Source organism: Nonomuraea sp. NPDC049152, from assembly GCF_040648355.1.
In the GTDB taxonomy this organism is placed as follows: Bacteria; Actinomycetota; Actinomycetes; order Streptosporangiales; family Streptosporangiaceae; genus Nonomuraea.
On sequence record NZ_JBEZDO010000025.1, the window covers coordinates 135,170 to 159,181 of the forward strand.

18 protein-coding genes are annotated in these 24,012 nt (G+C 71.4%); 11 read left to right on the forward strand and 7 right to left on the reverse strand.

What is annotated here, in order from left to right; translation table 11 throughout:
- The first annotated feature begins 7 nt into the window (after positions 1-7).
- The 4 genes from AB0B45_RS36240 to AB0B45_RS36255 all read left to right on the forward strand — a co-directional run bounded on the left by AB0B45_RS36240 (position 8) and on the right by AB0B45_RS36255 (position 5,554).
- Positions 8-1,564 (forward strand): glucoamylase family protein, encoded by a 1,557-nt coding sequence (locus AB0B45_RS36240; protein WP_358140114.1) that lies wholly within the window; start codon positions 8-10, stop codon positions 1,562-1,564.
- 4 nt (positions 1,565-1,568) lie between these two features.
- Entirely contained in the window at positions 1,569-3,389 is a 1,821-nt protein-coding gene (locus AB0B45_RS36245) for a hypothetical protein (protein WP_358140117.1), read from the forward strand.
- A gap of 305 nt (positions 3,390-3,694) precedes the next feature.
- On the forward strand, positions 3,695-4,051 hold the full coding sequence (locus AB0B45_RS36250; RefSeq protein WP_358140120.1) for an ArsC/Spx/MgsR family protein: 357 nt from the start codon (positions 3,695-3,697) through the stop codon (positions 4,049-4,051).
- 222 nt (positions 4,052-4,273) lie between these two features.
- Positions 4,274-5,554, forward strand: coding sequence for a BtrH N-terminal domain-containing protein (locus tag AB0B45_RS36255; RefSeq protein WP_358140123.1), 1,281 nt, complete (start codon positions 4,274-4,276; stop codon positions 5,552-5,554).
- 14 nt (positions 5,555-5,568) lie between these two features.
- Here AB0B45_RS36255 and AB0B45_RS36260 read toward each other — a convergent pair whose 3' ends face one another.
- The gene (locus AB0B45_RS36260) at positions 5,569-6,480 is read right to left on the reverse strand and encodes a hypothetical protein (protein WP_358140126.1); all 912 of its coding nucleotides are present in this window, start codon (positions 6,478-6,480) and stop codon (positions 5,569-5,571) included.
- A 116-nt stretch (positions 6,481-6,596) separates the two neighbouring features.
- Here AB0B45_RS36260 and AB0B45_RS36265 point away from each other — a divergent pair, with 116 nt between their 5' ends.
- Positions 6,597-7,367: a (2Fe-2S)-binding protein gene (locus AB0B45_RS36265; protein ID WP_358140129.1), complete on the forward strand. Its 771-nt coding sequence runs from the start codon at positions 6,597-6,599 to the stop codon at positions 7,365-7,367.
- Between the two features lie 51 nt (positions 7,368-7,418).
- Here the strand turns inward: AB0B45_RS36265 and cobF are convergent, their stop codons facing one another.
- The 3 genes from cobF to AB0B45_RS36280 form a co-directional block, all read right to left on the reverse strand.
- A complete protein-coding gene (cobF, locus tag AB0B45_RS36270; RefSeq protein ID WP_358140132.1) occupies positions 7,419-8,177 on the reverse strand; it encodes a precorrin-6A synthase (deacetylating) in 759 nt (252 codons plus the stop codon).
- A gap of 417 nt (positions 8,178-8,594) precedes the next feature.
- Entirely contained in the window at positions 8,595-10,286 is a 1,692-nt protein-coding gene (locus tag AB0B45_RS36275; RefSeq protein WP_358140135.1) for an alpha/beta fold hydrolase, read from the reverse strand.
- Between the two features lie 116 nt (positions 10,287-10,402).
- The gene (locus AB0B45_RS36280; RefSeq protein WP_358140137.1) at positions 10,403-10,960 is read right to left on the reverse strand and encodes a TetR/AcrR family transcriptional regulator; all 558 of its coding nucleotides are present in this window, start codon (positions 10,958-10,960) and stop codon (positions 10,403-10,405) included.
- A 967-nt stretch (positions 10,961-11,927) separates the two neighbouring features.
- On the opposite strand from AB0B45_RS36280, the gene AB0B45_RS36285 reads away from it, so the two are divergent.
- On the forward strand, positions 11,928-12,209 hold the full coding sequence (locus AB0B45_RS36285; protein ID WP_358140140.1) for a hypothetical protein: 282 nt from the start codon (positions 11,928-11,930) through the stop codon (positions 12,207-12,209).
- A 248-nt stretch (positions 12,210-12,457) separates the two neighbouring features.
- Entirely contained in the window at positions 12,458-14,143 is a 1,686-nt protein-coding gene (locus tag AB0B45_RS36290) for a hypothetical protein (RefSeq protein ID WP_358140143.1), read from the forward strand.
- A gap of 35 nt (positions 14,144-14,178) precedes the next feature.
- Here the strand turns inward: AB0B45_RS36290 and AB0B45_RS36295 are convergent, their stop codons facing one another.
- A complete protein-coding gene (locus AB0B45_RS36295; protein WP_358140145.1) occupies positions 14,179-15,297 on the reverse strand; it encodes an ROK family transcriptional regulator in 1,119 nt (372 codons plus the stop codon).
- A gap of 81 nt (positions 15,298-15,378) precedes the next feature.
- On the opposite strand from AB0B45_RS36295, the gene AB0B45_RS36300 reads away from it, so the two are divergent.
- The 3 genes from AB0B45_RS36300 to AB0B45_RS36310 are packed head-to-tail and all read left to right on the forward strand — an operon-like array spanning position 15,379 to position 18,544.
- Entirely contained in the window at positions 15,379-17,472 is a 2,094-nt protein-coding gene (locus AB0B45_RS36300) for an alpha-galactosidase (protein WP_358140148.1), read from the forward strand.
- Positions 17,473-17,480: 8 nt separating this feature from the next.
- The gene (locus AB0B45_RS36305; RefSeq protein WP_358140151.1) at positions 17,481-17,831 is read left to right on the forward strand and encodes a spore germination protein GerW family protein; all 351 of its coding nucleotides are present in this window, start codon (positions 17,481-17,483) and stop codon (positions 17,829-17,831) included.
- 47 nt (positions 17,832-17,878) lie between these two features.
- Entirely contained in the window at positions 17,879-18,544 is a 666-nt protein-coding gene (locus AB0B45_RS36310) for a YoaK family protein (protein WP_358140154.1), read from the forward strand.
- Here the strand turns inward: AB0B45_RS36310 and AB0B45_RS36315 are convergent.
- Entirely contained in the window at positions 18,469-19,164 is a 696-nt protein-coding gene (locus AB0B45_RS36315) for a hypothetical protein (protein WP_358140157.1), read from the reverse strand. The genes AB0B45_RS36310 and AB0B45_RS36315 overlap by 76 nt on opposite strands.
- 292 nt (positions 19,165-19,456) lie before the next feature.
- Here AB0B45_RS36315 and AB0B45_RS36320 point away from each other — a divergent pair, with 292 nt between their 5' ends.
- Positions 19,457-22,846: a phosphodiester glycosidase family protein gene (locus tag AB0B45_RS36320; RefSeq protein ID WP_358140159.1), complete on the forward strand. Its 3,390-nt coding sequence runs from the start codon at positions 19,457-19,459 to the stop codon at positions 22,844-22,846.
- An 86-nt stretch (positions 22,847-22,932) separates the two neighbouring features.
- On the opposite strand, the gene AB0B45_RS36325 is transcribed toward AB0B45_RS36320, so the two are convergent.
- Entirely contained in the window at positions 22,933-23,862 is a 930-nt protein-coding gene (locus AB0B45_RS36325; RefSeq protein ID WP_358140162.1) for a carbohydrate kinase, read from the reverse strand.
- Positions 23,863-24,012: the final 150 nt, after the last annotated feature.

Consider the following 24,012-nt stretch of genomic DNA (forward strand, 5'->3'; position numbering starts at 1 on the left):
AGCCCCCATGCGCAAGGCGGTCCTCTCCTGCGTGCTCTCCACCGCTCTGGTCGCCACCCCCGCGGCCCACGCCGGTACGGCCGAGCGGCACGGCGACCGGTTCTCCTCCGCCGATCTGAACACCATGCGCCGCTACGCGGCCGACACGTGGCGTTCGATGCGGGCGATGGTCGACCCCGCCACCGGCGTCCCCTCCGACAAGGTCACCGGCGACCTGCGGACCCGCGCCCGCGTCACCTCGCCCACCAACATCGCCACCTACGTCTGGAGCACACTCGTCGCTCGCGACCTGCGCCTCATCGGCCGCTCCGAGGCCGGCCTGCGGGTCGGCAGGGTGCTCACGGCACTGGAGAAGATGACGCGCGACACCCCCACAGGGCAGTACTACAACTGGTACGACCCGGCCACCCTGGAACTGGTCCGCGTCTGGCCGGACAACGGCGACCAGGTCAAGCCGTTCGCCTCCAGCGTCGACAACGCCTGGCTGGCCGCGGCGCTCATGATGCTGCGCGACGCCATGCCCGCCCACGCGGCCAGAGCCGACCGGCTGGCGCGGAGCATGAACTTCGCCGCCTACTACGATCCCGCCGCCCGCCCCGACGCGGGGACGGGCCTGCTGCGCGGCGGCTTCTGGCCGGACAGGCCCGACGGCTGTTCGATCGAGACCGACTACGCGGGAACCGGTGTGAAGGTCTACTCCACCTGCCACACCTACGGCGCCCCCGCCGAGACCCGCATCGCCACCTACGTCGGCATCGCGCTGGGCCGGCTCCCGCGCGAGCACTACTTCGGCATCTACCGCACCTTCCCCGACAACGGCTGCGACTGGGCATGGCAGGAGCAGAAGCCGGTCGGCTCGTGGAAGCGGTACCTGGGCGTCAACGTCTGGCAGGGCACCTACGGCTACCGCGGCATGCGCTACGTCCCCAACTGGGGCGGCTCGATGTTCGAGGAGCTCATGCCCGACCTGGTCGTGCCAGAAGCGGCGTGGGCGCCCAAGAGCTGGGGCCGCAACCACCCGGTCTTCGTGCGCGCGCAGATCGAGCACGGCCTGGCCGAGGCGAAGTACGGGTACTGGGGCTTCTCGCCGTCCAACGACCCGCACGGCGGCTACCGGGAGTACGGCGTCGACCCGCTCGGCATGGACGCCGCGGGCTACACCTCCGACGCGGAGCGCACCGGAACCGATCCCGGCTACGCCGGCTGCCGCCCCGCCCAGCCCGAGCCCGCCTCCTACGGCGACGGCGTCGTCACTCCGCACGCCAGCTTCCTCGCGCTGCCGTACGCGGGAGCCGAAGCGCTGGACAACCTGGCCGCGCTGAAGAAGAACTTCGACTCCTACGGCAGGGGCGGCTTCTACGACGCCGTCGCCGTCCGCTCGGGAGTCGTGTCCAAGCACTACCTCGCGCTGGACCAGGGCATGGTGATGGCCGCCCTGGGCAACGTGCTGACCGGCGGCGACCTGCGGCGCTACTTCGGCGGCGCGGGCGTCGAGGCCAGGCTCCGTCCGGTGATGGAGCTTGAGGAATGGGACGTCGTCAACAACACCACAGATCGGGGTTGACCGGATGAGCAAGGCTGAGGCCGCGCGCCGCGACTGGCGGGAGCGCGTCTACCAGGCCTCGGGCGAGGTGGCGCCGGCGTCGAGGATCGAGCTGGCCGCCCCCACGGGGCTGCGGGCGGTCCCCGGCGTCGGGCACGTGACGCTGACCTGGGACCCGGTGCCCGGCGCGATTGGGTACCTGGTGCACAGGGACGGCATCCCGGTGACGCAGCCCGACGTCGACGTCGCCGCGGTGCCCGCCTGCCGGTACGTCGACACGGGGCGGCCCGGAGCCGCCTACGCGGTGGCCGCCGTCTCCGCGATGGAGTCCACAGGGCCGCTCTCGGACACGGTCCACGCGAAGCCGCTGGAGACCGGCGGGGCCCGGGTGACCGTGGAGGTCGACACGGCGACGGTCACGCGGACGCTGCCCAGACCGTGGCGGCCCATGATCGGCTCCGAGCACCTGTCCCACCTGCTCAGCACCGAGCGCACCGGCGGCAGGCCCATCGGCGCCGAGCTGGCGGAGGCGCTGCGGACCATGCGCGAGGAGCTCGGGGTGGAGGCGGTGCGGGCGCACGCGATCCTCTGCGACGACCTCGGGGTCTACCGCGAGGTCGACGGCGTGCCCGTCCACCACTTCGGCAAGGTCGACGAGGTCTACGACACGATCACCGGCATCGGCCTGCGGCCGGTCGTCGAGCTGTCCTTCATGCCGCGCGACCTGGCCGCCGACCCCTCCAGGACGGTCTTCGGCTACCAGGCGATCATCTCCCCGCCGAAGGACTACGACAGATGGGCCGACCTGGTCAGGGCGCTGACCGCGCATCTGGTCGAGCGGTACGGCGAGCGGGAGGTCGTCGACCACTGGGCCTTCGAGGTGTGGAACGAAGCCAACCTGGAGGTCTTCTGGTCCGGCACCCCCGAGGAGTTCTTCCGCCTCTACGACGTCACCGCGGCCGCCGTGAAGTCCGTCCACCCGGGACTGCGGGTAGGCGGCCCCGCCTCGGCGGCCAACGGCTGGGTGGAGGAGCTGCTCGGCCACGTCGACGTTTCGGGCGCCGCGCTGGACTTCGTCTCCACCCACACCTACGGCAACGCGCCGCTCGACTGGCGCGCCGCGCTGGCCGCACACGGCCGCGAGGGCACCCCGATCTGGTGGACCGAGTGGGGCCCCACCCCGACCCACTTCCACGGCATCGGCGACGGCCCGTTCGGGGCGACGTTCCTGCTGCACGGCATGAAGTCGGCGGCGGGCAGGGTCGAGTCGCTGGCGCACTGGGTGGCCTCCGACCACTTCGAGGAGCTCGGCCGCCCGCCGCGGCTGCTCCACGGCGGCTTCGGCCTGCTGACCGTCGGCAACCTGCGCAAGCCCCGGTTCTTCGCCCTGGCCCTGGCCGAGCGGCTCGGCCAGGAGGAGCTCGCCGTGGACGTCGGAGGGGACACGGCGGGGGTCGAGGCGTGGGCGGCCAGGCGCGGGGACGGCACCGTCGGCGTGCTGGTGTGGAACGGCACGCTCAACCAGGGCCAGGCCGCCGGTTCCGCCGAGCTGTCCAGGACGGTGGTGCTCGACCTCGCGGGGCTGGCCGCCGAGCCGTACGAGCTGCGGCATCTGCGCATCGACGAGGATCACAGCAACATCGGCGCCGTCTGGCGGGCGATGGGCGGCGCGGACTGGCCCGGCCAGGGCCAGTGGGAGCGACTGCGCGAGGCGAACGTGCTGCAGGACTACGAGCCCGTCCGCGTCGTCGAGCCACCGGTCCGGGTCACCTTCGACCTGCCGATGCCGGGGGTGTCGTTCCTGGAGTTGCGCCGGCTCCAGGGCCCGCCTCAGCGGGTTCGGTAGCGAAGCAGGACGATGCCCGAGCCGAACGCTCGGTTCTCGAGCACGGTGGTGTTCTGCCAGGCGGGGTCGCCGAGCGTGCGGGAGGGAGCGCCTCCTCGGCGTCGGACTGGTCGGCGCCGTCCTGTCCCGCGGGGCCGAACCAGCCCCCTGTCGTGTCGATGAGCCCGTCGAGCGTGATGTTCTCGGTGACGACCAGATCCCGCGTGTTCAGCCTTCCGTCGACGTCGCCCTTCGGTCAGCCGGCCACCGGCCGGCACATTTCATAGATTGGGTCAGCCCACCACGCCATCGGAAGGCATCGAGTCATGGAAATCTGGATCAACCCTGAGTGCTCCAAGTGTCAGTCCGCGCTGTCCGTCCTGGACGCCGAGGCGGCCGACTACACCGTGCGCCGCTACCTGGAGGACCCGCCGAAGGAGCACGAGATCCGCGACGTGCTCGCCAAACTCGGCCTCGAGCCTTGGGACATCACCAGGACGGGTGAGGCGCGTGCGGCCGACCTCGGCCTGAACGACTGGCCGCGCGACGCCCGCGGCCGTGACCGGTGGATCAGGGCGCTGGCCGAGAACCCGACCCTGATCCAGCGCCCGATCATCACGGCCGACGACGGGTCGGCCGTGGTCGGAAGGACCGAGCAGGCCGTGCGGTCGATGCTCGGCTAGCGGTATGGTGCCGCGAACCGCGGGTGGGCTATAGTCCGCTGTCGTGGCGGCTCTCTCCCGCCCAACCTCCTGAGCGGGTCCCCACGCGACCCGCCGACCGCGGAGGCAAAGGGGACGCACGAGCCTCGGGAGTGGCAGTCGGACCGGCTTCGCGACACTTCGCGGCCGCCGAGGGCCGCGGGCGTGGGCCAGGCCCTGGCGATGGCCGCGCGGAGAGCCGTCATGACCAGCAAGAAGCAGCTCAAGGCCCGTATCCGCCAGCGGATGGCCAAGACGGGCGAAAGTTACACCGCGGCCCGCACGCACTTCGTGGGGCAGGCCGGACCGCACTCCGACGGCGGCTGGAGGTTCGTCGGCGGGCACCACCCCTCCAGCGCGGCGATCACCGCGATCCTGGTCAACCAGGGCGTCGCCGTCAGCGAGCCGCTGGTGTTCCTGGCGGGCGGCGGCATCGGCGCCGGGTACATCCTGTGGGAGTTCAAGCACGACCAGAGCCGACACGTGGTCCTGGGCTTTCGCAACCAGTGGCAGTACCACAACCGCTGGATGGACAAGACGCTCACCCGCCTGGGCGTGCCGTACGAGGAGCACACCACCGGCGGCGCCCGCGGCGCGAGCGACAGGCTCGCCGAGGAGCTGGACGCGGGACGGCCATGCGTGATCCTCCCCGACCGGTACCACCTCGGCTACTGGCGGCTGCCCGCCACACTCGACGGGTACGGCGGGCACCCCGTGGTCGCCTACCGGCGTGACGAGACCGGGGTCTACCTCGACGACAGGGGCCAGGCGACGCTGCTCGTCCCGCGGGAGCGCGTCGACGCCGCGCGTGCCAGGGTCGGTTCGTACAAGAACGTGACGCACGTCCTCGGTGACGCCGTCCTGGACGAGGCGGCGCTGGCGGCCGCGGCGCGCGAGGGGTTGCGTGACTGCGCAGGCCACCTGTCCGCGGCGTCCGACTCGTTCTCCCTGCCCGCTTGGCGCAAGTGGGCGCGGCTGCTGAACGACACCAGGAACGCCAAGTCCTGGGCGAAGGTCTTCGCCGACGGTCGTGGCCTGGCAGGGGCGCTGCTGTCGGTCTGGGAAGGGATCGAGCCGATCGGCATGGACGGCGGGAACCTGCGCGACCTGTTCGCCGACTCGCTGGACGAGGCCGGGGGCCTGCTGGGCGAGCCCCGTCTGACGGGGCTGGCGGGGCGGTTCAGGGAGATCCACGGGATGTGGCACGAACTCGCGGAGGCCGCGCTTCCCGTTGCGGTGCCGGAGTTCGCCCGGCTGCGCGAGCTGACCGCGGTGATCAGGGAGAGCGTCCTGGCCGAAGGAAGCGCGGGCGGCGCCCACGCGGCCGAGGCCGCGGAGGAGCTGTGGAAGGTCCGGGCGCAGGTCGATCGGTCCGCCCCCGCCGGTGACATGGCCCAGCTCTTCGCCGACCTCAGCGGGCGGGTGGGCGCGATCTACGAGGCCGAGTCGGCGGCGATCACGGACCTGGCGGCCTGGCGTACGTAGGCGCGTCGGCGACCTCAGCGCCTGACCCGAGTGGCGACGACCTGCATGGCCAGCTCCCGCTCGTCCTGCGAGGGCTGCCTGGTCCAGGTCGTGCCCGGCGTCTGCTCGGCGAGCATCAGGCTCAGGGCGACACCGAGCACGTCCGCGGGCTTGGCGCCCGGCATCTGCGCCCGGGTCGCGGGGTAACGGTCGAGCACCCTGGCGTAGTCGACGAGCAGCGTGTTCGTGTAGCGGCTCTTCTCGCCGTCGGCCCGGTCGAGCGCCTCCACGTATTCGGGCTCGGGCTCCTCGAGGACCGCCTTGACGACGTCGAGGCGGTTGCGGATCGGTTCGCTCGTGGACAGGCCGCTCGCCTCGTCGTACATGGCACGGACCGACTCCGGCGTGCCGCCCGCGAGCACCACGACCATGCCGTAGCCGCTGTCCTCCTCGCCGTACCCGCCTTCCACGCCGTCGACGCCGGGTGCCATGAGGACGTCGCACATGGCGTCGCGGAAGCCGTACCTGTCCAGGCCGTCGATCTGGCCGGGCAGCCAGTTCTCTCGCAGGTGCAGCACCCCCGCGCCCTCACGGGCGGCGGCCTGTCCGAACAGGTGGCGTACGGCGCCCGCGGGATCGCCCATCGCCGCACGTCCCATCGCGCGGAAGCGGTCGGCCATGAGGTGCATGGAGACCAGCATCGGCGGGTGGTAGACGCTCAGCACACCGTGCTCGCCGTGGATGAAGAACGAGCCCACTTCGTCGTCGTAGGCCTTCAGGCCCGCCATGAACGCGATCTCCTCCTCCTCGCTCAGCCGCAGCTCCCACCCCCATTGGCGCTTGACCTCGAACTGGTCGAGGTCCTCACCCCTGAGCGGGTCGCGGAAGCGCCACCACAGCGCGACTCCGACGACCAACGCGGCCACGACCCCGAGAGCGATCCACATGGCGCGAGCGCCTTCCTGTTCGGTTGCACAGGCGCAGGACCCTAACATGATCTTCACTGGCTTATGGGGTGGTTTGTCAGAGTCCGAGTCGAATCGGTGATCGTGGGTGTGCGAGCATGGTCGTCGTGCCGTACGGGCCTGCCTCATCGCCGACGGTCGCCGGCGCGATCGCCGACGTGTCCACGATCGGCGGCTACTTCGAGCTCGGCATCGGCCCGATCGAGCCGGGCTGGCGGCCGCTGACCGACCTGCCCGTGGGACAGAGGATCGACGACGCCGCCGCACGCCTGGGAACCGGCGAGACCAGGGTGGCGGCCTCCATCCTGTTCCAGGGTCTGGCCGCGCGCCTGTGGTCGCCCGTCGTCGGTGTCGCAGTGGCGCACGACCTGCTCGTCGACCTCGCTCCCGCCCAGGTGCACTGGTCTGCCGCGCCGAGCGGCCCGCTGCCGCTGCGGGCCGAGCGCCTGACCGGACGGCGGGTCCTGGACGCCGCCGATCTCGCCGGGCCCGTGTACCGCACCGTGGTGTCCGGCCTGCTGGAGCCGCTCGCGCAGGCCGTACAGGAGATCGTGAGGATCGCGCCAGGACTGCTGTGGGGCAACGCCGCCTCCTCCCTCGCCGGCACCGTCCGCGCCCTCGCCTGCGAGCGCCCCGCGCTCGCGGGGCGGGCCACGGCGCTCGGGCGCCAACTGCTCGCGCTGGGAGTGCTGCGCGGCAGCGGCGACCTGGTCGAGCCCGCCCCAGGCCAGCCGTTCTTCGTCCGGCGCAGTTGCTGCCTCTACTACCGGATACCCGGAGGCGGCAAGTGCGGGGACTGCGTCCTGATCGATGCCGACACGCGCCGCGAGCAGTGGGCCCTGACGATGCGCCGGAGCAGGGGATCCTGACGGGTCACCCGCTCTCTGCGCCTTCACCCCGCCCCTGCCGGCCGCCGTCCGTCAGGACGGTGAGACGCGCCGCAGCAGATAGGTGTCCATGATCCAGCCCTTGCGCTCGCGGGCCTCCGCGCGGAGCTCACGGATACGGTCGGCCACCTCGGGCACCGGCCCCGACACCAGGATCTCGTCCGGCGTGCCGAGGTAGGCGCCCCAGTAGATGTGGAACTCCTCGCCCAGGCCGGCGAAGGCGCAGTGCGCGTCGAGCATCACGATGATGTCGTCGGCCGCGACGGGGCCCTCCTGGGCGAGGCGGCGGCCCGTGGTGATGTGCACGGGCCTGGCCACCCTGGTCAGGCTGGTGCGGTGCTGGGCCGTCAGCGCGGAGACGCTGGTGATGCCCGCGATGACCTGGTACTCGAACGCGACCTCGCCCCGCTCGACGACCTCCTCGATGCCGGCCAGCGTGCTGTCGTAAAGACCGGGGTCGCCCCAGACGAGGATCGCGCCGGTCTCGTCGTCGCCGAGCTCGTCGCGGACGAACGCCTCGTACAGGTCGGCGCGCCGCGAGCGCCACTCCTCGACGGCGGCGGCGTAGGCGGGCGTGGTCCTGTCCCGCTCGGGGTCGCGAGCCTCCACCAGCCGGTACGGCTCGCGCGCGTGCGCCTTGATCATGTCCTGGCGGAGCCCGACCAGGTCGTGCTTGGCCTCGCCCTTGTCGAGGATGAGGAAGGCGTCGGTCCGGCCGATGGCCTTGATCGCCTGGAGGGTCAGATGGTCGGGGTCGCCGGCGCCGATGCCGATGATGAGGATTCGCTTCACGCGGGAAAGTCTGCCGTCTCGGCGGAGGGCCCGGTTCGCTCGGGTGGGGTCGCAGCCGGGTGGACCTCAGGATCACTCCCTGTGGTCACGACCTGACGGCGGCGCGGATCTGGGGGACATCCGCCGCCCTTGTCACCCCGGCGAGCCTCACCGTCGCCGCTCGCGAGGTCTACGCCGAAGCGGCAGGTCGAGGGCCCACACCGGGTCCTCGAGTGGCGCGCATCCCTGCACCGAGCCCGAAGGCGACGAAGACCGGGTGGCCGGCGCGCCCTGCCATACGGGCCGGCGTTCATCCGGGCTCCTGCTGCTCGCCGCAGGGAGCGCTCGGTCGTAGCACGTCAGGGACCTGGATGCGCTGCAGTGCTCGCGGCGGCGACCGTGCCCGGTGCGCAGAGGCTGAGAACCCCCTCGGGGCCGTCAGGGCGTGCGCACGGCAGGCGAGTGTGCCGACAGGCGGTGGGCGACCTCGGCCGGGTGGGTGAGCTGCGGGTAGTGTCCCGCTCCCGCGATCTCCGTCACGGGATGGTCGACGGCGGACACCAGCGGGTCGTGGGCTCCCACGACGATCTCCAAGGGGATCGTGACCTTGGCGAGCAGCCGCCGCGACTCCTCGCGTTGGGCGAAAGCCGTACGAAGCGCGGTGATCACCCGCCCCGCCACCCCGGGGCGGCGCAGATCGGCGGCGGCGCTCGCCACAGCGGGCCCCTCGGGAAGACCGAGCGTCCCGGCGAGCCGGGCGGCGGACATCCGGCGCAGCATCGGGACGGCCATCCCCGACCGCGTGAGCCTCGAACCAGGCGCCTGCAGGAACGCCGGGGACACGAGCACGAGCTTGCTGATCCGTTCGGGATGCTCGACGGCGAAGCGGAGCGCGGGGCCGCACGCCAGCGAGTGCGCGACCAGCACCGGCCGCGTCAGGACCGGGCCCATCAGGTCGGCCAGCCAGGTGTTGATCGTCGCGTTCCGTGGCAGGGGCGCCGAGCGGCCCAGGCCGGGCAGGTCGGGGGCCAGGACACCGGCGGGAAGGTGGGCGGCGAGGGGAGCCCAGAGGTCGGCGTTCATGGGCAGCCCGTGGAGCAGGACGTGGGTGGGCTGGTGCCGGTCGCCCATCAGCCAGGTGCGGCTGCCTGCCACCGAGTGGAAGCCGTATGGCCGCAGCCATGGCTCGGCGGCGCCGAAGCGGGCCGCCACCAGGTCGTCGGCCCATCGGCGGAGGGCGTCGGCGACCGGCGGCATCTCCAGTCCCGCGGCGGCGGCGAAGGCGCGGGCGGAGGCCGTCGGGTAGCGGTCGGCCGACAGGAACGACAGCGTCTCGGGGTCGGCGCCGGTCAGCCTGCGCGGCAGCCGTCGTACCAGGCTTACGGGGACGGTACGGCGCGGCGCGCTGACACCCGTGTGGTCGGCGATCGCCCGGACCAGCTCTGGCAGGTGGGGAGTGGCGTCGTCGAGCACCCAGTACTCGCCCGCCGCTCCGGTGGGCAGCTTCGCCAGGAAGCGGGCGAAGTAGTCGATCGTGACGACGGGCAGGAAGACGTCGGGGCCGCCGGGGAGCGCGGGCAGCCGTCCCTTCCACAGGTCCTCGACGATACCGGCCAGGCCGATGTACTGCCCGGGGCCTATCACGGTGCTGGGGTTGGCGACGGTCAGCGGGACCCCCAGCTCCCTGGCTCTGGCGCGGACGGCGAGGTCGCCCTCGAACTTGGACGCCTCGTAGGCGCCCAGCCTGCGGTAGTCGGGACGGCCATCGGAGGCGCTCACCCGGTAGCCGCTGATGTGCACCAGCCGCCGCAGGCCGGGCAGGGTGGCGGCCCATTCGATCACGTTCAGCGCCCCGGTGACGTTGGTCGCCCGCGCCTCGGCCACGTCGAGGCCGAACGCGAAGCGTGCGGCTGCGTTGTAGACGTCGCGGACGTCCGGCAGTCCGGTCAGCGGGCGGGTGATGTCGGCGCTGACGACGGTCAGCCCGCTGGTGTCGATCCCTCGGGCACTCAGCCAGGGGGTGAGGGTGTCGGTTCGTACGGCTGCCGCCACGCGCTGGTTCTCGTTGAGCAGCTCGGCGACCAGCGAGCGGCCGATGAAGCCGGTCGCCCCGAAGACGATCGCGTCCATGCATGTGCTCCTAATAGATCGGTCTACATATTTTCTTGGCCGGAAGAAGGCCCGCCGTCTCGGGCGGGCCTGTCGGGAGGTAGGCGAGGGGCTCTGGGAAAGGTGGGACGGAACGCTCAGCGCAGCAGTGCGGCGATCTGGCGGCCGACGCGCCGTAGCGGCTCCCTGCTGCGGTGCGCTCTGGCCAGCAGTAGTGCCCCCTCGGCTAGGGCCAGGATCGTGACCGCGAGGTCGTCGGCATCCTCGCGGCCGGTGAGCAGCTCGCGCAGCGCCGACTCCCAGCCGGTGTAGACCTCCGAGCAGATCTCCTGCAGGGGATCGCTGGTGGCGGCCGTCTCCAACGCCACAGTGGCCACCGGGCAGCCCTTGCGCCAGCCCGACTGCTCCAGCCGGTCGCCCAGCCAGTCCAGCACCCCCGCGACGAACTCCTCCACGCTCGAGGTGGCTTCGGCCAGCTCGCCCATGGTCGCGCCGATCTCCTGGCCCGCCCTGCGCACGGACTCGCCGACCAGCTCTTCCTTGCCGCCGGGGAAGTGGAAGTAGAGCGAGCCCCTGGGTGCGCCGCTGGCCGCGATCACCTGGTTGAGCCCGGCGCCGAAGTATCCGCCGCCCTCGATCAGCTCCTGTGTCGCGTCCAGCAACCTGGCCCGTGTCTCGGCGCCCTTCAGTCCCATGAGCAAAAAATAGACCGGTCTTCATATTTTTGCAAGCCGGCGGCCTGGGCGGCCCCTCCTGTCGCCGGCCCAGGGATACGCCGGTCGGCCGACCCGCGCAGATAATCAATCGGCACGAAATATCCAAAAGGGTGAAAAAGGGAATTTTCTCGGGGAAATCCGATATAGCCGTATATCTGTGGTTTTTCGCCCTTGAGATCTTTTTGCTTCCCGATAGTGCGATCGACGGGTTCTCCATCAATTTTCGGGGGTATTTCCGTGCGTGCCGTCGCTGTCGCAGCACGGCCGAGAGGAAGGTTCTTTTAGAACCGCGAAGTCACTTGGAAGTCAGATGTCCCTTAGTGGTATTAAGCGGGCACCAAGCCTGCGTTTTGGCGGTCGGTCATTGGCGTGGACCGCCACGGCGGCGACGATCGTCCTCGCTGCTTCATTTCCGGGAACGGGGAGCGCCTACGGCGCCACGGCCGAGTTCAACCAGGTCGGCGATGTATGGTCCGCCGGCCCCCAGTACATGTGGCCGGAATACGCCGGACTGCTCGCGCTCCCACTCCCGGATCCGTGCCAGGACGGGAGTTGGCGTTGCAATCCCCGTTGTGACTGCCATCACGATGACTGCAACAAATGCCCGTCCAAGCCGGGCCCCACAGGTCCTACGGGTCCTACTGGTCCGAAGGGGCGTCAGGGGGCCACGGGTCCGACCGGGCCGACCGGGCCGACCGGTCCGACGGGTCCGTCGGGCGACAGGGGTTCGACCGGGCCGACCGGTCCGACTGGTCCGACGGGTCCGTCGGGCGACAGGGGTTCGACCGGGCCGACCGGGCCGACCGGGCCGACCGGGCCGACCGGTCCGACCGGTCCGACCGGGCCGACCGGGCCGACCGGTCCGACCGGGCCGACCGGGCCGACGGGTCCCACGGGTCCGAACAAGAGCATCGACAGTGCTCAGCGCGGAAACGACTACTTCACCGTGCTCGTGCCGTCCACCGGAAGCCTGTTCGTCCGGGATTCGAGCAAGACGCCGACGTGGCAGAACCTCACGTCGATCATCCCCGCTGGCGAAACGGTGGTCGCCGCGACAATCGTCGACCAGGGCCAACCACCCAGCAACGACGTTCACATCTCCATCCTCACCGCGGATGGGCAGGTCTTCCAGACGGCCTGCGTCGTCACCGGCACGTACACGTGGCCCGGTAACTGCGGGCCCTTCGTGGACAACACGCCCCCGAACCTGCGAGTGGCGCAAGAGTGAATTGACGGGCGCCGCGTTCGGAGCATTCCGGGCGCGGCGCCCGCACCTCATTACCACTTGAATGCATAACCCATGTGTGGAGGTGGTGTTCCCCGCTCTTGGCGGGTAAACGCCCACAGATATGGTGTGGCCACATCAGCGTCATTTCTGTCGTTTCAGGGGCAACCGTGGGACCAACGTCCACCACCATTTCGCCGACCCATGCCATTTCGCGCGCCGAACCGCCGCCCACTCGTCATAGGTTCTGGATGTGGACGCTCCTGGCCGGCTGGCTGGCCCAAGCCGTCGTCCGCGTCGTTCTCGGAACACAGCACGCCAGGCCACTGCTCATCCCCGATGAGTCCGGTTACCTCCTGGCCGCGCGGCTCCTGTCCGGCGGCGAGCCGAGCGACCTGTCCTGGCGGACGTTCTACCAGGGCGGCTACGGGCTGCTCATCGCCCCGGCGTACTGGATCAGCAGCGACCCCGAGACCATCTACCGCGTGGTGATGGTCATCAACGCGGTGATCGGCGCGGGCCTCCTGCTCCTGGCCTACCTCGCGTTCCGCCGCCTGCACGTGACGAGAGGCAGGGCGTACGTCCTCGCCCACGTCACCGCGCTCATCCCCTCCGCGGTGTACTACTCGCAGTTCGCGCTCACCGACGCGGTCCTGCCGGTGATCGTCCTCGGCTGGCTGCTCCTGCTGCACTCCTGGCTCAGGGGCGACGGCAGGCGGTACGGCGTCGCCGCCAGCGCGACGATCGCCTTCGCCTACAGCATGCACGCCCGCGGCCTCATCCTCCTGATCGTGCACGTGTGCCTGCTCGCCCTCGTCCTCCTGCGGCAGCGCCGTACCCACGGACGTGACGTCTGGGCGCTGGCCGCCGTCGCGGCGATCGGAGCGGGCGCAGGATGGGCGCTGAACGGCTGGGTGCGGGACCAGATCTATCCCAGCGGTGTCGCGCCGCTCGGCGAGTGGCTCACCACCCGGCTGAGCAGCATGGACGGCGTGGCGTGGACGCTGGCCGTATCGACCGGCCAGGTCTGGCACGGGATCGTCGCCACCTGGGGGCTGGCGGGCGTCGGCCTGCTGGCGCTGGCCGCGATCACGCTGCGCCGCGGCAGCCCGTCGGCCGACCGGCTGGTGGCGGGCACCACGCTGGCCGCCGTCGCCTGGATCGCCCTGGCCACATCGGCGGCGCTGCCGAGTGAGGGCACCGTCGCCAACCTCGCCTACGGCAGGTACCTCGCGTGCCTGACGCCCGTGCTCCTCATCGCCGGACTGGGCGTGCTGGCCCGCGCCAGGCGCGCGGTGGCGAGCCGGGCGGTCCTGGCGGCCGTGGCGCTCACCCTGATCGCGACGGCGATCGTCCGGCTGCACGCCGGCGACCGGCTGACCGGTGACTTCTTCGGCATGTTCGACTTCCCGGAGATCTGCTTCCTCACCTGGAACTGGGACTCCCTGAGCCTCGGCCACGCCACGCTGGCCGCGGTCGCCTCGCTCACCGTCGCGATGCTGGTGATGACACTCGTGCGCCGCACGACCGGGCTGGCCGTCATCGCCGCCGCCTGCATCGTCGCGGAACTGGCGATCGCCGGGGTGACCGTGGCCAAGGTCACCGCGCCGTGGGGGCGCATCCTGACGTTCGCCACGGACCTGACCCCCGCGGGGCTGCGGCCCGGGGATCGGGTGGGCGTCTACTACGCGGGCCTGCACTGGCGGCTCTGGGTCTCGCAGGCATACCAGGTGCCGACCAAGCTCGTTCCCATCGACCCGGACCATCCCGAGTGGCTCCCGCCGGACGTGAGCCTCGTCGTGGTCCCATGGCCCGCGGGGACGGACATCAAGCGCAGCTGGCCCGCCGCCCCCTCCGGCTGGTGGCCGATCATCGGCAATCGGAACCGGACGGGCGACTGGGTGGCCTGGCGCCGCCCGGACACGACCCACACCTGAGGCACGGCGAGCGCGAAGCGCGCCCGGCGAAGGTCCTATGGGACGCCGAGGTCGTGGCGGAGGGCGACCACCGCCGCGCCTCGAGCCCACTCCGTGAACGCGAACGGCTGCACCCGCACCTCCACCGGTTCGCTCGTCCAGTGGGTGTGCTCGGCCAGCGCCGCCTCGAACGCCGCCTCGCACACCGCGTGCATGTGCACCGTCTCCCCGGACAGCACCACCACCTCGGGCCCGATCAGGTTCGCGATCGTCGCCACGATCCGCCCCAGCGCCAGCCCGGCCTCGTCGAAGATCCGCCGTGCCACCGGATCGCCCGACCGTGCCAGGTCCAGAGCCTGGTCGAAGGTCAGCCGGGGCCGGTCCAGCGCCGCCCTGGCCGAGCGTCTGATGGACGGCGCGGCCACGTAGGCGCGGGCGCAGCCGCGGTGCCCGCGCTCGCAGATCGGTCCCCTGCCGTCGATGGCCAGGTGCCCGATCTGCCCGCTCACCCCGGCGGTCCCCGCCACCAGCCGGTCGTCGACGACGATCCCGCAGCCGAGCCCTTCTCCCACGGTGACCAGCGCGAACGTCCGATGCCCAGCCGCCGCGCCGAACCAGTGGACGGCGGCCGTCAGCGCCCGCACGTCGTTCTCCAGTACGGCGGGCAGCCCCGTCGCCGCGCTGACAAGGGCGGCCAGTGGGACGTCGTGCCAGCCGAGGAACGGGGAGTGGTGGACGACCGCGTCGGTTCGCGACGCCGTACCGGCCAGACTGACGCCCACCGCGGCGGGCGGGTCACCGGCGGACACGAAGGCCACCGCGGCGGCGATCCGGTCGACCACCCGCGCCACGTCGTGCCCGTCGAGCGGCATCCGCACCTCGGCGGTGACCGTCGCGCCCAGGTCGGTGCGCACCGCGAACAGCTCGCTGTCGGTCAGCTTGATCCCCGCGTAGGCACGGCGCGAGTGGTCCACCCGCAGCGGCACGGAAGGCCGGCCGGGGACGCCGGCGGGCCCAGGCTCCTCCACCAGGTACCCGGACTGGAGCAGGGGCCTGGTCAGCTTGGTCAGCACCGAGGGCGACAAGTCGAGCCGTCTGGCCACCTCGGCCCTGGACAGCGGCCCGTGCAGGAGCAACTCGACGAAGACCGCACGCGCAGCGGGCGAGAGATTCATGGAGTGAACAAACTTCCCCTCTGGCGATGGAGGAGGCGATCTGGTGTCATGGGGTTTGTGTCAAGTGTGAATATACTCTCGGTGGGCGACAGCGCCTGGGCAGCTGTCACGAAGACCTCCGCTTTCGTCTTCGGCGTCGAGGCGGCAGGCGAGGACACCCGCGTCGTGCAGTGGTACTGGGGGCCGCGACTGCCGCAGGAGGCGCTGGCCGAGGTCGTCGGGCAGGCGCCGAAGCGGACGGGCTCGGGCTTCCACGACCCCCGCGACGTGGACGAGTTGCTGCCCGTCGAGGGCGGACGCCGATGGGGGGTGCCGTCGCTGCAGGCCACCTACGCCGGCGGGGTCCGCTCGGTCGAGCTGTCGTTCGCCGAGGCCGTGCTGTCGGACACGGAGATCGAGCTGGTGCTGCGCGACCCGCTGGGTCTGCGGGTGGGCCTGCACGTGAAAGTGGTGTCCGAGGTCGTCGAGCGGTGGGTCAGCCTCACCAACGAGGGCCCGCACGCCGTACGGCTCGGCAGGGTCGACTCGGGCAGCTGGGCGATCCCCGAGCAGGCGGGCTACCGCTACACCGGCGTCGCGGGCGCCTGGGCACTGGAGACGCAGCTGCACAGGGCCGAGCTGGCCGTCGGCGAGACCACGTTCACCAGCAGGACGGGCACGACCTCGCACCGCGCCAACCCGTGGATCATGATCGACGCGGGCGACGCGACCGAGGAGACCGGAGAGGTGTGGACGGTCGCGCTGGCGTGGAGCGGCTCGTGGCGGCTCACCGCGCAGCGCCGTCCCGAAGGCGACGTCGCCGTCACCGCGGGCTTCGGCCACGAAGGTCCCTCGTGGCTCCTGGACCCGGGCGAGACGCTGGTCACGCCGCCGGCCCTCGGTCTCTACAGCGACGGAGGGTACGGCGCGGCCAGCAGGGCGTGGCACGACTACGCCCGCCACCACGTCCTGCCGACGCCGTTCGAGGAGCGGCCTGTCCTCTACAACTCGTGGGAGGCCACCTGGTTCGACGTGCACGAGGAGGGCCAGATCGACCTCGCCCGCAGGGCCGCCGACCTGGGCGTTGAGCTGTTCGTGGTCGACGACGGCTGGTTCGGCTCCCGCACCGACGACAGGCGCGGCCTCGGCGACTGGTGGCCGAACCCCGACCGCTTCCCGCACGGCCTGTCCAAGCTGTTCGACACCGTCCGCGAGCTCGGCATGCGGGCGGGGCTGTGGGTCGAGCCTGAGATGGTCAACCCCGACAGCGACCTCTACCGCGAACACCCCGACTGGGTGCTGCACTACCCCGACCGCCGTCGCGACACGCTGCGCAACCAGCTCGTGCTCAACTACGGCAGGGCCGACGTGCGGGAGTGGGCGATCGGCTGGCTGTCGGGCCTGGTGTCGGAGTACGGGCTCGACTACTTCAAGTGGGACATGAACCGCAGCTTCACCCAGGCGGGCTGGGCCGAGGCGGGGGAGCGGGCCGACCTGCTGTGGATCGAGCACACCCACGGCGTCTACGCGGTCATGGACACCCTGCGCGAGCGCCATCCCCAGCTGCGCATCGAGTCGTGCTCGGGCGGCGGCGGCCGGATCGACTTCGGCATCCTGCGCCGCACCGACGAGGTGTGGACCTCCGACAACACCGACGCCCGCGACCGCCAGGCCATCCAGGACGGCTACTCCTACCTCTACCCGGCAAGCGCGATGTCGGCGTGGGTCACCGACAGCCCCAACCCGCACACCAGGCGGGAGGTGCCGCTGGCCTACCGCTTCCACGTGGCCATGGCCGGCGCGCTCGGCGTCGGCGGCAACCTCACCAGGTGGTCCCCGGCCGAGCTCGAGCAGGCCCGCGAGCTGATCGCCGCCTACAAGGCGGTGCGGCCCGTCATCCAGCACGGCCGCCTGCACCGCCTGGCGGGGACGCCCGGCGTGACGGCCTCGGCCGTGCAGTACGTCCACGAGGACACCGTCGTCGTGCTCGCCTACAACCCGTTCTCGCTGTCCAAGCACCCCCCTCGCAGGGTACGGCTGGCGGGCCTCGCCCCCGAGGCCGTCTACCAGGACGACGCGGGCAGGCGCTGGCACGGGCAGACGCTCATGTCCCATGGCCTGGCCCTGCCCACGTGGTTCATGGAAGGAAGCGACTACCGCAGCGAAATGGTGGTCCTTCGCCGTGTCGGGATATAGATGACCGTATGGACATCATGACCCTGATAGAGAAGACGAAGGACGGCGCCGGCGTCCAGCGCGTCTTCGGCGAACCCGTCACCCAAGGCGACGTGACCGTCATTCCCGTGGCCAGGATCGCCCAGGGCGGCGGAGGCGGCGGCGGCAAGCAGGAAGGCGAGCGCCCGAGCCAGGGCTCGGGCGGCGGCTACGGCCTCGGCGCCACCCCCGCCGGCGTGTTCGTCATCAAGAACGGCGAGGTCAAGTGGCAGCCCGCGGTCGACGTGAACCGCATCGTGATCGGCGGCCAGATCGTGGCCGTCGTGCTGCTTCTCACGATCAGGTCCATCGTCAAGCGCTGGCGCAAGGGGCGGCGTTGACCATCCTCGGTGTGCGGCCGGCCACCTCGAGCAGGCCGTAGGCTCCCGTGCTCAGACGCGTCGCGGGATGGCTCCTGCCGGGAGACACCAACAAGCACAGGCACCTGCCGGCCCTGCTCATCCCGCTGACGTTGGTCACCGGCCTCGTCGACGCCGTCAGCTTCCTGGGGCTGAACAGGGTCTTCGTCGCCAACATGACGGGCAACGTGGTCTTCGTCGGCTTCGCGCTGGCGGGAGATCAGGAGCTGTCGCTGTGGTCGTCGCTGCTGGCGATCACCACCTTCATGGCCGGCGCGTGGACGGCGGCGCGGCTGATCGCGCGCTCGGACGTGGAAAGGGCTTTCACCCCCGTCACGGCCGTCCACGCGACGCTCGTCGCCACGGCGCTGGTGGTCGCGTCGGCCTTCGGTCATCGGAACACCGGCGCGCAGATCGCGCTCATCTCGCTGCTCGCCTGCGGCATGGGCATGCAGAACGCGGTCGTCCGCAAGCTGGGTGTCCCCGACATGACGACCACGGTCCTCACGATCGCCATAACGGGGCTGGCCAGCGACTCCCCTGGAGTCGCCGGCAGGCGCCGGCTCGCGTCAGTGCTCGGGATGTGCGCCGGTGCGCTGTGCGGCGCCCTCCTTCACTTTCACCTGGGCCCGCCCGCCGCGCTGGCGCTCGCGCTGGTGCTGCTGCTCGCCGTCGTGCTACTCGCCCGCGGTTGAGCGTGCCGGATCATCGCGTCGCATTCGGCGATCGCGGTGACCAGGAGCTCGCGAAGGAGCGCGTCCGGTTCCCTCACGCAGGCCTGGGCGATGCCCACCACGGACAGCTGCACCGCGTTCGGCGCCGCGTACCTGCGGAAACCCTTGTCGGTGATCTTCGCGGCCCGGCTGAAGCGCCTGGCCGAGTCGGCGGCGTGCGGCGCCTGGGCGAACGCCCACCTGCTGCGCTCCTCCAGCTCCACCGGACGGCCGTCCAGCCTGGCCAGCATCTCCTCGGCGGCCAGCACCGAGACGGCCAGCGCGAGCTGCCGCTCGGCGGCGGCGATCGGCAACGCGGTGGTCGCGGCGCGCAGGGCCAGCCTGGCGTCGATCCGCAGGTCGTCACCGGTCAGCCCGATGATGGAGGGTACGAGCGGGACGAGCCTGCTCCTGCCCTCGTCGGTGGTGTGGTCGTTGACCAGGCGGGCCAGGCCCGCGAGCAGCGGGTGTGTGCACGCGGGATGGTCGCTCCACCGTTCGCCCGCCAGATAGGAGGCCAGCTCCATGAAGCAGGCGCCCTTGCGCGGGTTGCGGTGCCTGCCTCGCGACAGGATCGGCATGTGATCGTACAGAGTGTCCACGGCTGCTCCCCGCGTTCTGCGCTGATCTGCCCTTTCAGTCTGCGTTCACGGCTACCCGAAAGCCAGTGGTTGAAGCCCGCCCCTCAGAGATCGGATGTCTGCTGAAAGGTTCTCATGCCGACCTCACCAGGTGATGTGAAGGGCCTCGGGCGATGGTGTCGACAAGGTACGGGTCACGTAGAACGCGTAGGGGTCCACGCGTGCCATCGTCCAAGCCCGGTGGAGGGCGGACAGGATCTGAAATTATCTTTTAGTTCATGACGAAGACTTGAAACTTGTCACCATTGCGCGATTGAGTTCGGTCGTGCAGACCCTCCGCTACGTGGCATCCGCCGCGCTCGCCTTAGCCTTCGTCGCCGCCCCGGCGCAGGCGGATCCCCCCGCCCCCGCAGAGGACGCGCCCCCCGCGTCGTCCTACAGCTCCGACTCCACCCTCCTGCTCAACGCCCCCGCGGGACGGTCGCTGGAGACGGCCAAGAAGACCCGGCCCGTCGCCCCGGGCATCACGCTCACCTCCTTCGACCGCTTCGACGCGGCGGGCTGGCTGCGCGCCGACGCGCTCTCGGCCGACCTGTCAGGCGGCGTCACCGCCGGATACCTCAACTCCGGCGAGGTGTCGAAGACCGAGCCGCTGTCCGGGCCCGCCAAGCGGGCGCGCGCGGTGGCCGCCGTCAACGGCGACTACTTCGACATCAACCGCTCCGGCGCGGCCCTCGGCATCGGCGTGAAGGACGGCGAGCTCATCCAGTCGCCCGTCCAGGGCTGGAACAACGCCGTCGCCCTCAACGAAGGCGTGGGCCGCGTCCTCCAGATGCACTTCGAGGGCACCGCCACCCCCGCGGGCGGCGCGCCGATCACTCTCACCCAGTTCAACCAGCTCGTCCAGACCGGCGGCGTCGGCCTGTTCACCCAGCTGTGGGGCTCCTACCGGCGCTCCGACGCCACCAAGGTCACCGAAGTGGTGCTCGTGAACGGAGCCGTCACCGAGGTGCGGACCGCCGCGGGCCAGGGCCCCATCCCCGCGGGGACCACGATCCTGGTCGGCAGGGAGGCGGGCGCCGACGCGCTGGCCGCGCTCAAGGTGGGCGACCGCGTCGAGGTGAAGTACCAGCCCAAGCCTTCGGACGGCGGCGCCGTACAGACCGCGGTCGGCGGCAGGAACGTCCTGGTCAAGGACGGCAAGGCGCAACCCTTCACCGACACCGACAGCCACCCGCGCACCTCGGTCGGCTTTTCCGCCGACGGCAAGAAGATGTACCTGCTCACCGTGGACGGCCGCCAGGCCGACAGTCGCGGGCTCACGCTGCGCGAGATGGCCGCGCTCATGGTCGAGCTCGGCGCCCACAACGCGCTCGAACTCGACGGCGGCGGCTCCTCCACCATGCTCGCCCGCGAGCCCGGCGCCGCCGACGTCCAGGTCGAGAACAGCCCGTCCGACGGCGGCGAGCGCCACGTTCCCAACGGCCTGGCCCTCTACGCCCCGCAGGGCAGCGGCAAGCTGAAGGGCTTCTGGCTCGAGACCGCCGGCGACCCCGCGAGGGCGCCCGGCGTGGGACCGGTCGCCGGTGGCCGTCCCGACCGCGTCTTCCCCGGGCTCACCAGGCGGCTGACCGCCGCAGGATACGACGAGACGTACGGCCCCGCCGAGGGCGCACCGTCGTGGCACACCTCGACCTCCGTGCACGGCCGCGTCACCAAGGAAGGCGTCTTCCACGCCTGGGTCCCTGGGCAGACCACGGTCAAGGCGTCGCGCGGCGAGGCCAAGGGCAGCATCGACCTGACCGTGCTCCAGCCTCTGGCCCGCGTCGGCGCGACCACCGACAGGGTGGGCCTGGCCGCCGCCGACGCCACGGGCTCCTTCGGCGTCGTCGGCTACGACCGCAACGGCAACTCCGCGCCCATCGAGCCGGAGGACCTGAAGCTCGACTACGACACGTCGCTGCTCGAGGTGAAGCCCTCCCAGCACGGCTTCTTCACCGTCAAGGCGCTCAAGGGCACCGGGTCCGGCCTGATCAACGTCCGTGTCGGCGCGGCGACGACCGCCGTGCCCGTGACCGTCGGGTTCGAGGACGTCGCGGTCGCCGACTTCGAGAACGCCGCCGCGTGGACGTTCGCCGCCGCCCGCGCCACCGGCTCGCTCGGCGCGGTCCAGGGGCAGAGCGGCGGCGGGCTCAAGCTCGCCTACGACTTCACCCAGTCGACCGCCACCCGGGCCGCCTACGCCTCGCCGCCGCAGCAGATCGTGGTCCCTGGACAGCCGCAGGCGTTCGGGCTGTGGATCAACTCCACCGGCAAGGGGGAGTGGCCCAGCCTGGAGTTCTACGACGCCCAGGGGCAGTCGCAGATCCTGCGCGGGCCTTACCTCACCTGGAGCGGCTGGAAGTACGTCGAGTTCGCGGTGCCGCCGGGCGTGAGCTACCCGCTCAAGCTGCGCCGCTTCTACGTGGCCGAGACCAGGGCCGACGCCACGTACACCAACGAGATCGCCATCGACGGGCTGGTGGCCAGGGTGCCCCCGTCCGTCCAGGCGCCGGCCGCCGCCAAGGTGAGCGACCCGGTGGTGAAGGAGTCGGTGGACAGGATGCCGTGGCGGTTCGCGGTGATGTCCGACGCCCAGTTCGTCGCCAGGCAGCCCGACAGCGACATCGTCAAGAACGCGCGCAGGACGCTGCGCGAGCTGAAGGCCGCCAAGCCCGACTTCCTGCTGATCAACGGTGACCTGGTGGACGAGGCCTCGCCCGAGGACTTCGCGCTGGCCAAGCGGATCCTGGACGAGGAGCTCGGCGGCACGCTGCCCTACCACTACGTGCCGGGCAATCACGAGGTGATGGGCGGCAAGATCGACAACTTCAAGGCGGTGTTCGGCGACACGTACCAGGTCTTCGACCACAAGGGGACCAGGTTCATCACGCTCGACACCTCCAGGCTCAACCTGCGTGGCGGCGGCTTCGACCAGATCGCGCTGCTGCGCGACCAGCTCACCGCGGCGGCAGGCGACCAGTCCGTGGGATCGGTGGTGGTGCTCTTCCACGTGCCGCCGCGCGACCCGACACCCGGCAAGGGCAGCCAGCTCGGCGACAGGAAGGAGGCCGCGCTCGTCGAAGGATGGCTGGCCGACTTCCAGCGGACGACGGGCAAGGGAGCCGCCTACGTGGGGGCGCACGTCGGCACGTTCAACGCCTCGCACGTGGACGCGGTGCCGTACTTCATCAACGGCAACTCGGGCAAGAACCCTGCCACGGCCGCGGACGACGGCGGGTTCACCGGCTGGTCGCTGTGGGGCGTCGACCCGGTGACGCCGCAGGAGGCCGAGCACGTCAGGCGCAACTGGTTCGTCGACGCGCCCGACTGGATCGGCACGCAGGTGCGGCCGCACGTGGACACCCTGACGCTGACGGCGCCCTCGTCGGTCTCCGTGGGGTCGCCTGCGACGGTGAAGGCGTCGCTGACCCAGGGCGACAGGACGGTTCCCGTGGCCTACCCGGTCTCGGCCGAGTGGTCCGGGTCGCCGAACCTGCACATCGGGCCGCTGTCGAAGGCCAAGCCGTGGCACGTCGCGGCGCTCGACTCCGCGACGGGGACGCTGACGGCGCTGCGGCGCGGGCAGGTCCTGGTCGCGGTGACGGTGAACGGGTTCAAGAAGGAGGCCACGGTCGCCACCGCGTCCAGAGCCGCCGCCTGACCCTCGCACCTCGGGGCGCCCGCTTTCCCATCGGGAGGCGGGCGCCTTCGCGTCGCCATGGCGCGCCGAGGGCGAGTGAGCGCGGGTCAGGGGGTGGGCTGGGAGGTGAGCTGGTCGGCCCAGGGTGGGTCGGCGCCCGCCACCGCGCAGGTCAGCGCCGCCACCTTGGCCCCGAAGGCGGCGGCCTCGGCGGCCGAGGCGAGGTCCAGCCCGTCGAGCCGCCCGCCCAGCAGCCCCCTGGACTCGAGCCGGTGCAGCAGCCCCGCGGTGAAGGAGTCTCCCGCGCCGACCGTGTCCACCACCTCCACCGGCTCCGCCGGCACCGTCACCACGGCCCCGTCCAGCGAGACCAGCGCCCCCGCGGCCCCCATCGTCACCACGATCAGCCGCGCCCCCGCCGCGTGCCAGAGCTCGCACGCCCGGGCCATCGAGACGTCCGGCATCAGGAACGCCAGGTCGTCGGCGCTGAGCTTCAGGATGTCGGCCAGCGCGCACCACTGCGGCATCCGCGACAGGTAGTCCTCTCGCGAGGCCAGGCTGGGCCGTACGTTGGGATCGATGGAGACGGTCGCCTCGGCCCGCCCTGCGAACTCGGCCACCGCGCCGGCTCCGGGCTCCCTGACCAGTGCCAGCGACCCCGTGTGCAGGCAGGACGCGCCGCCGAGCCGGTCAGCCGACAGCTCTGCGGCGCTCCATCCCCAGTCGGCCGTGCCCTCGGCGTGGAAGGAGTAGCGGGCCTGCCCCTCGCCGTCCAGGGTGGCGACGGCCAGCGTGCTCGGCTCGCGGGCCCGCACGCACGCCGACAGGTCGACCCCGGAGGCGGCCATGCGCTCGCGGAACAGCTCGCCGAACACGTCGTCCGACAGGCGCCCGAGGAATCTGGCGGGGGTGCCGAGGCGGGCCAGGGCGACCGCGGTGTTGCTGGGCCCCCCGCCTGGCAGTACCCGCATCGCCAGCTCTCCCGGGCGCCTGTCGGCGAAGGCGTCGGCGACGCACTCACCAAGGACGGCGATCATCTGCCTCCCTTTCCGCTGTTGCCGTTTTGTTACGGGCCTAGGGCATTGACGTTTCCCGAAACGGAGTTCATCATCGCAGCACAGCGGATGTCAACGTTGACATATGTCAACGATGACACCGAGTCTGTCCAGCTCATGTGAGGAACACCC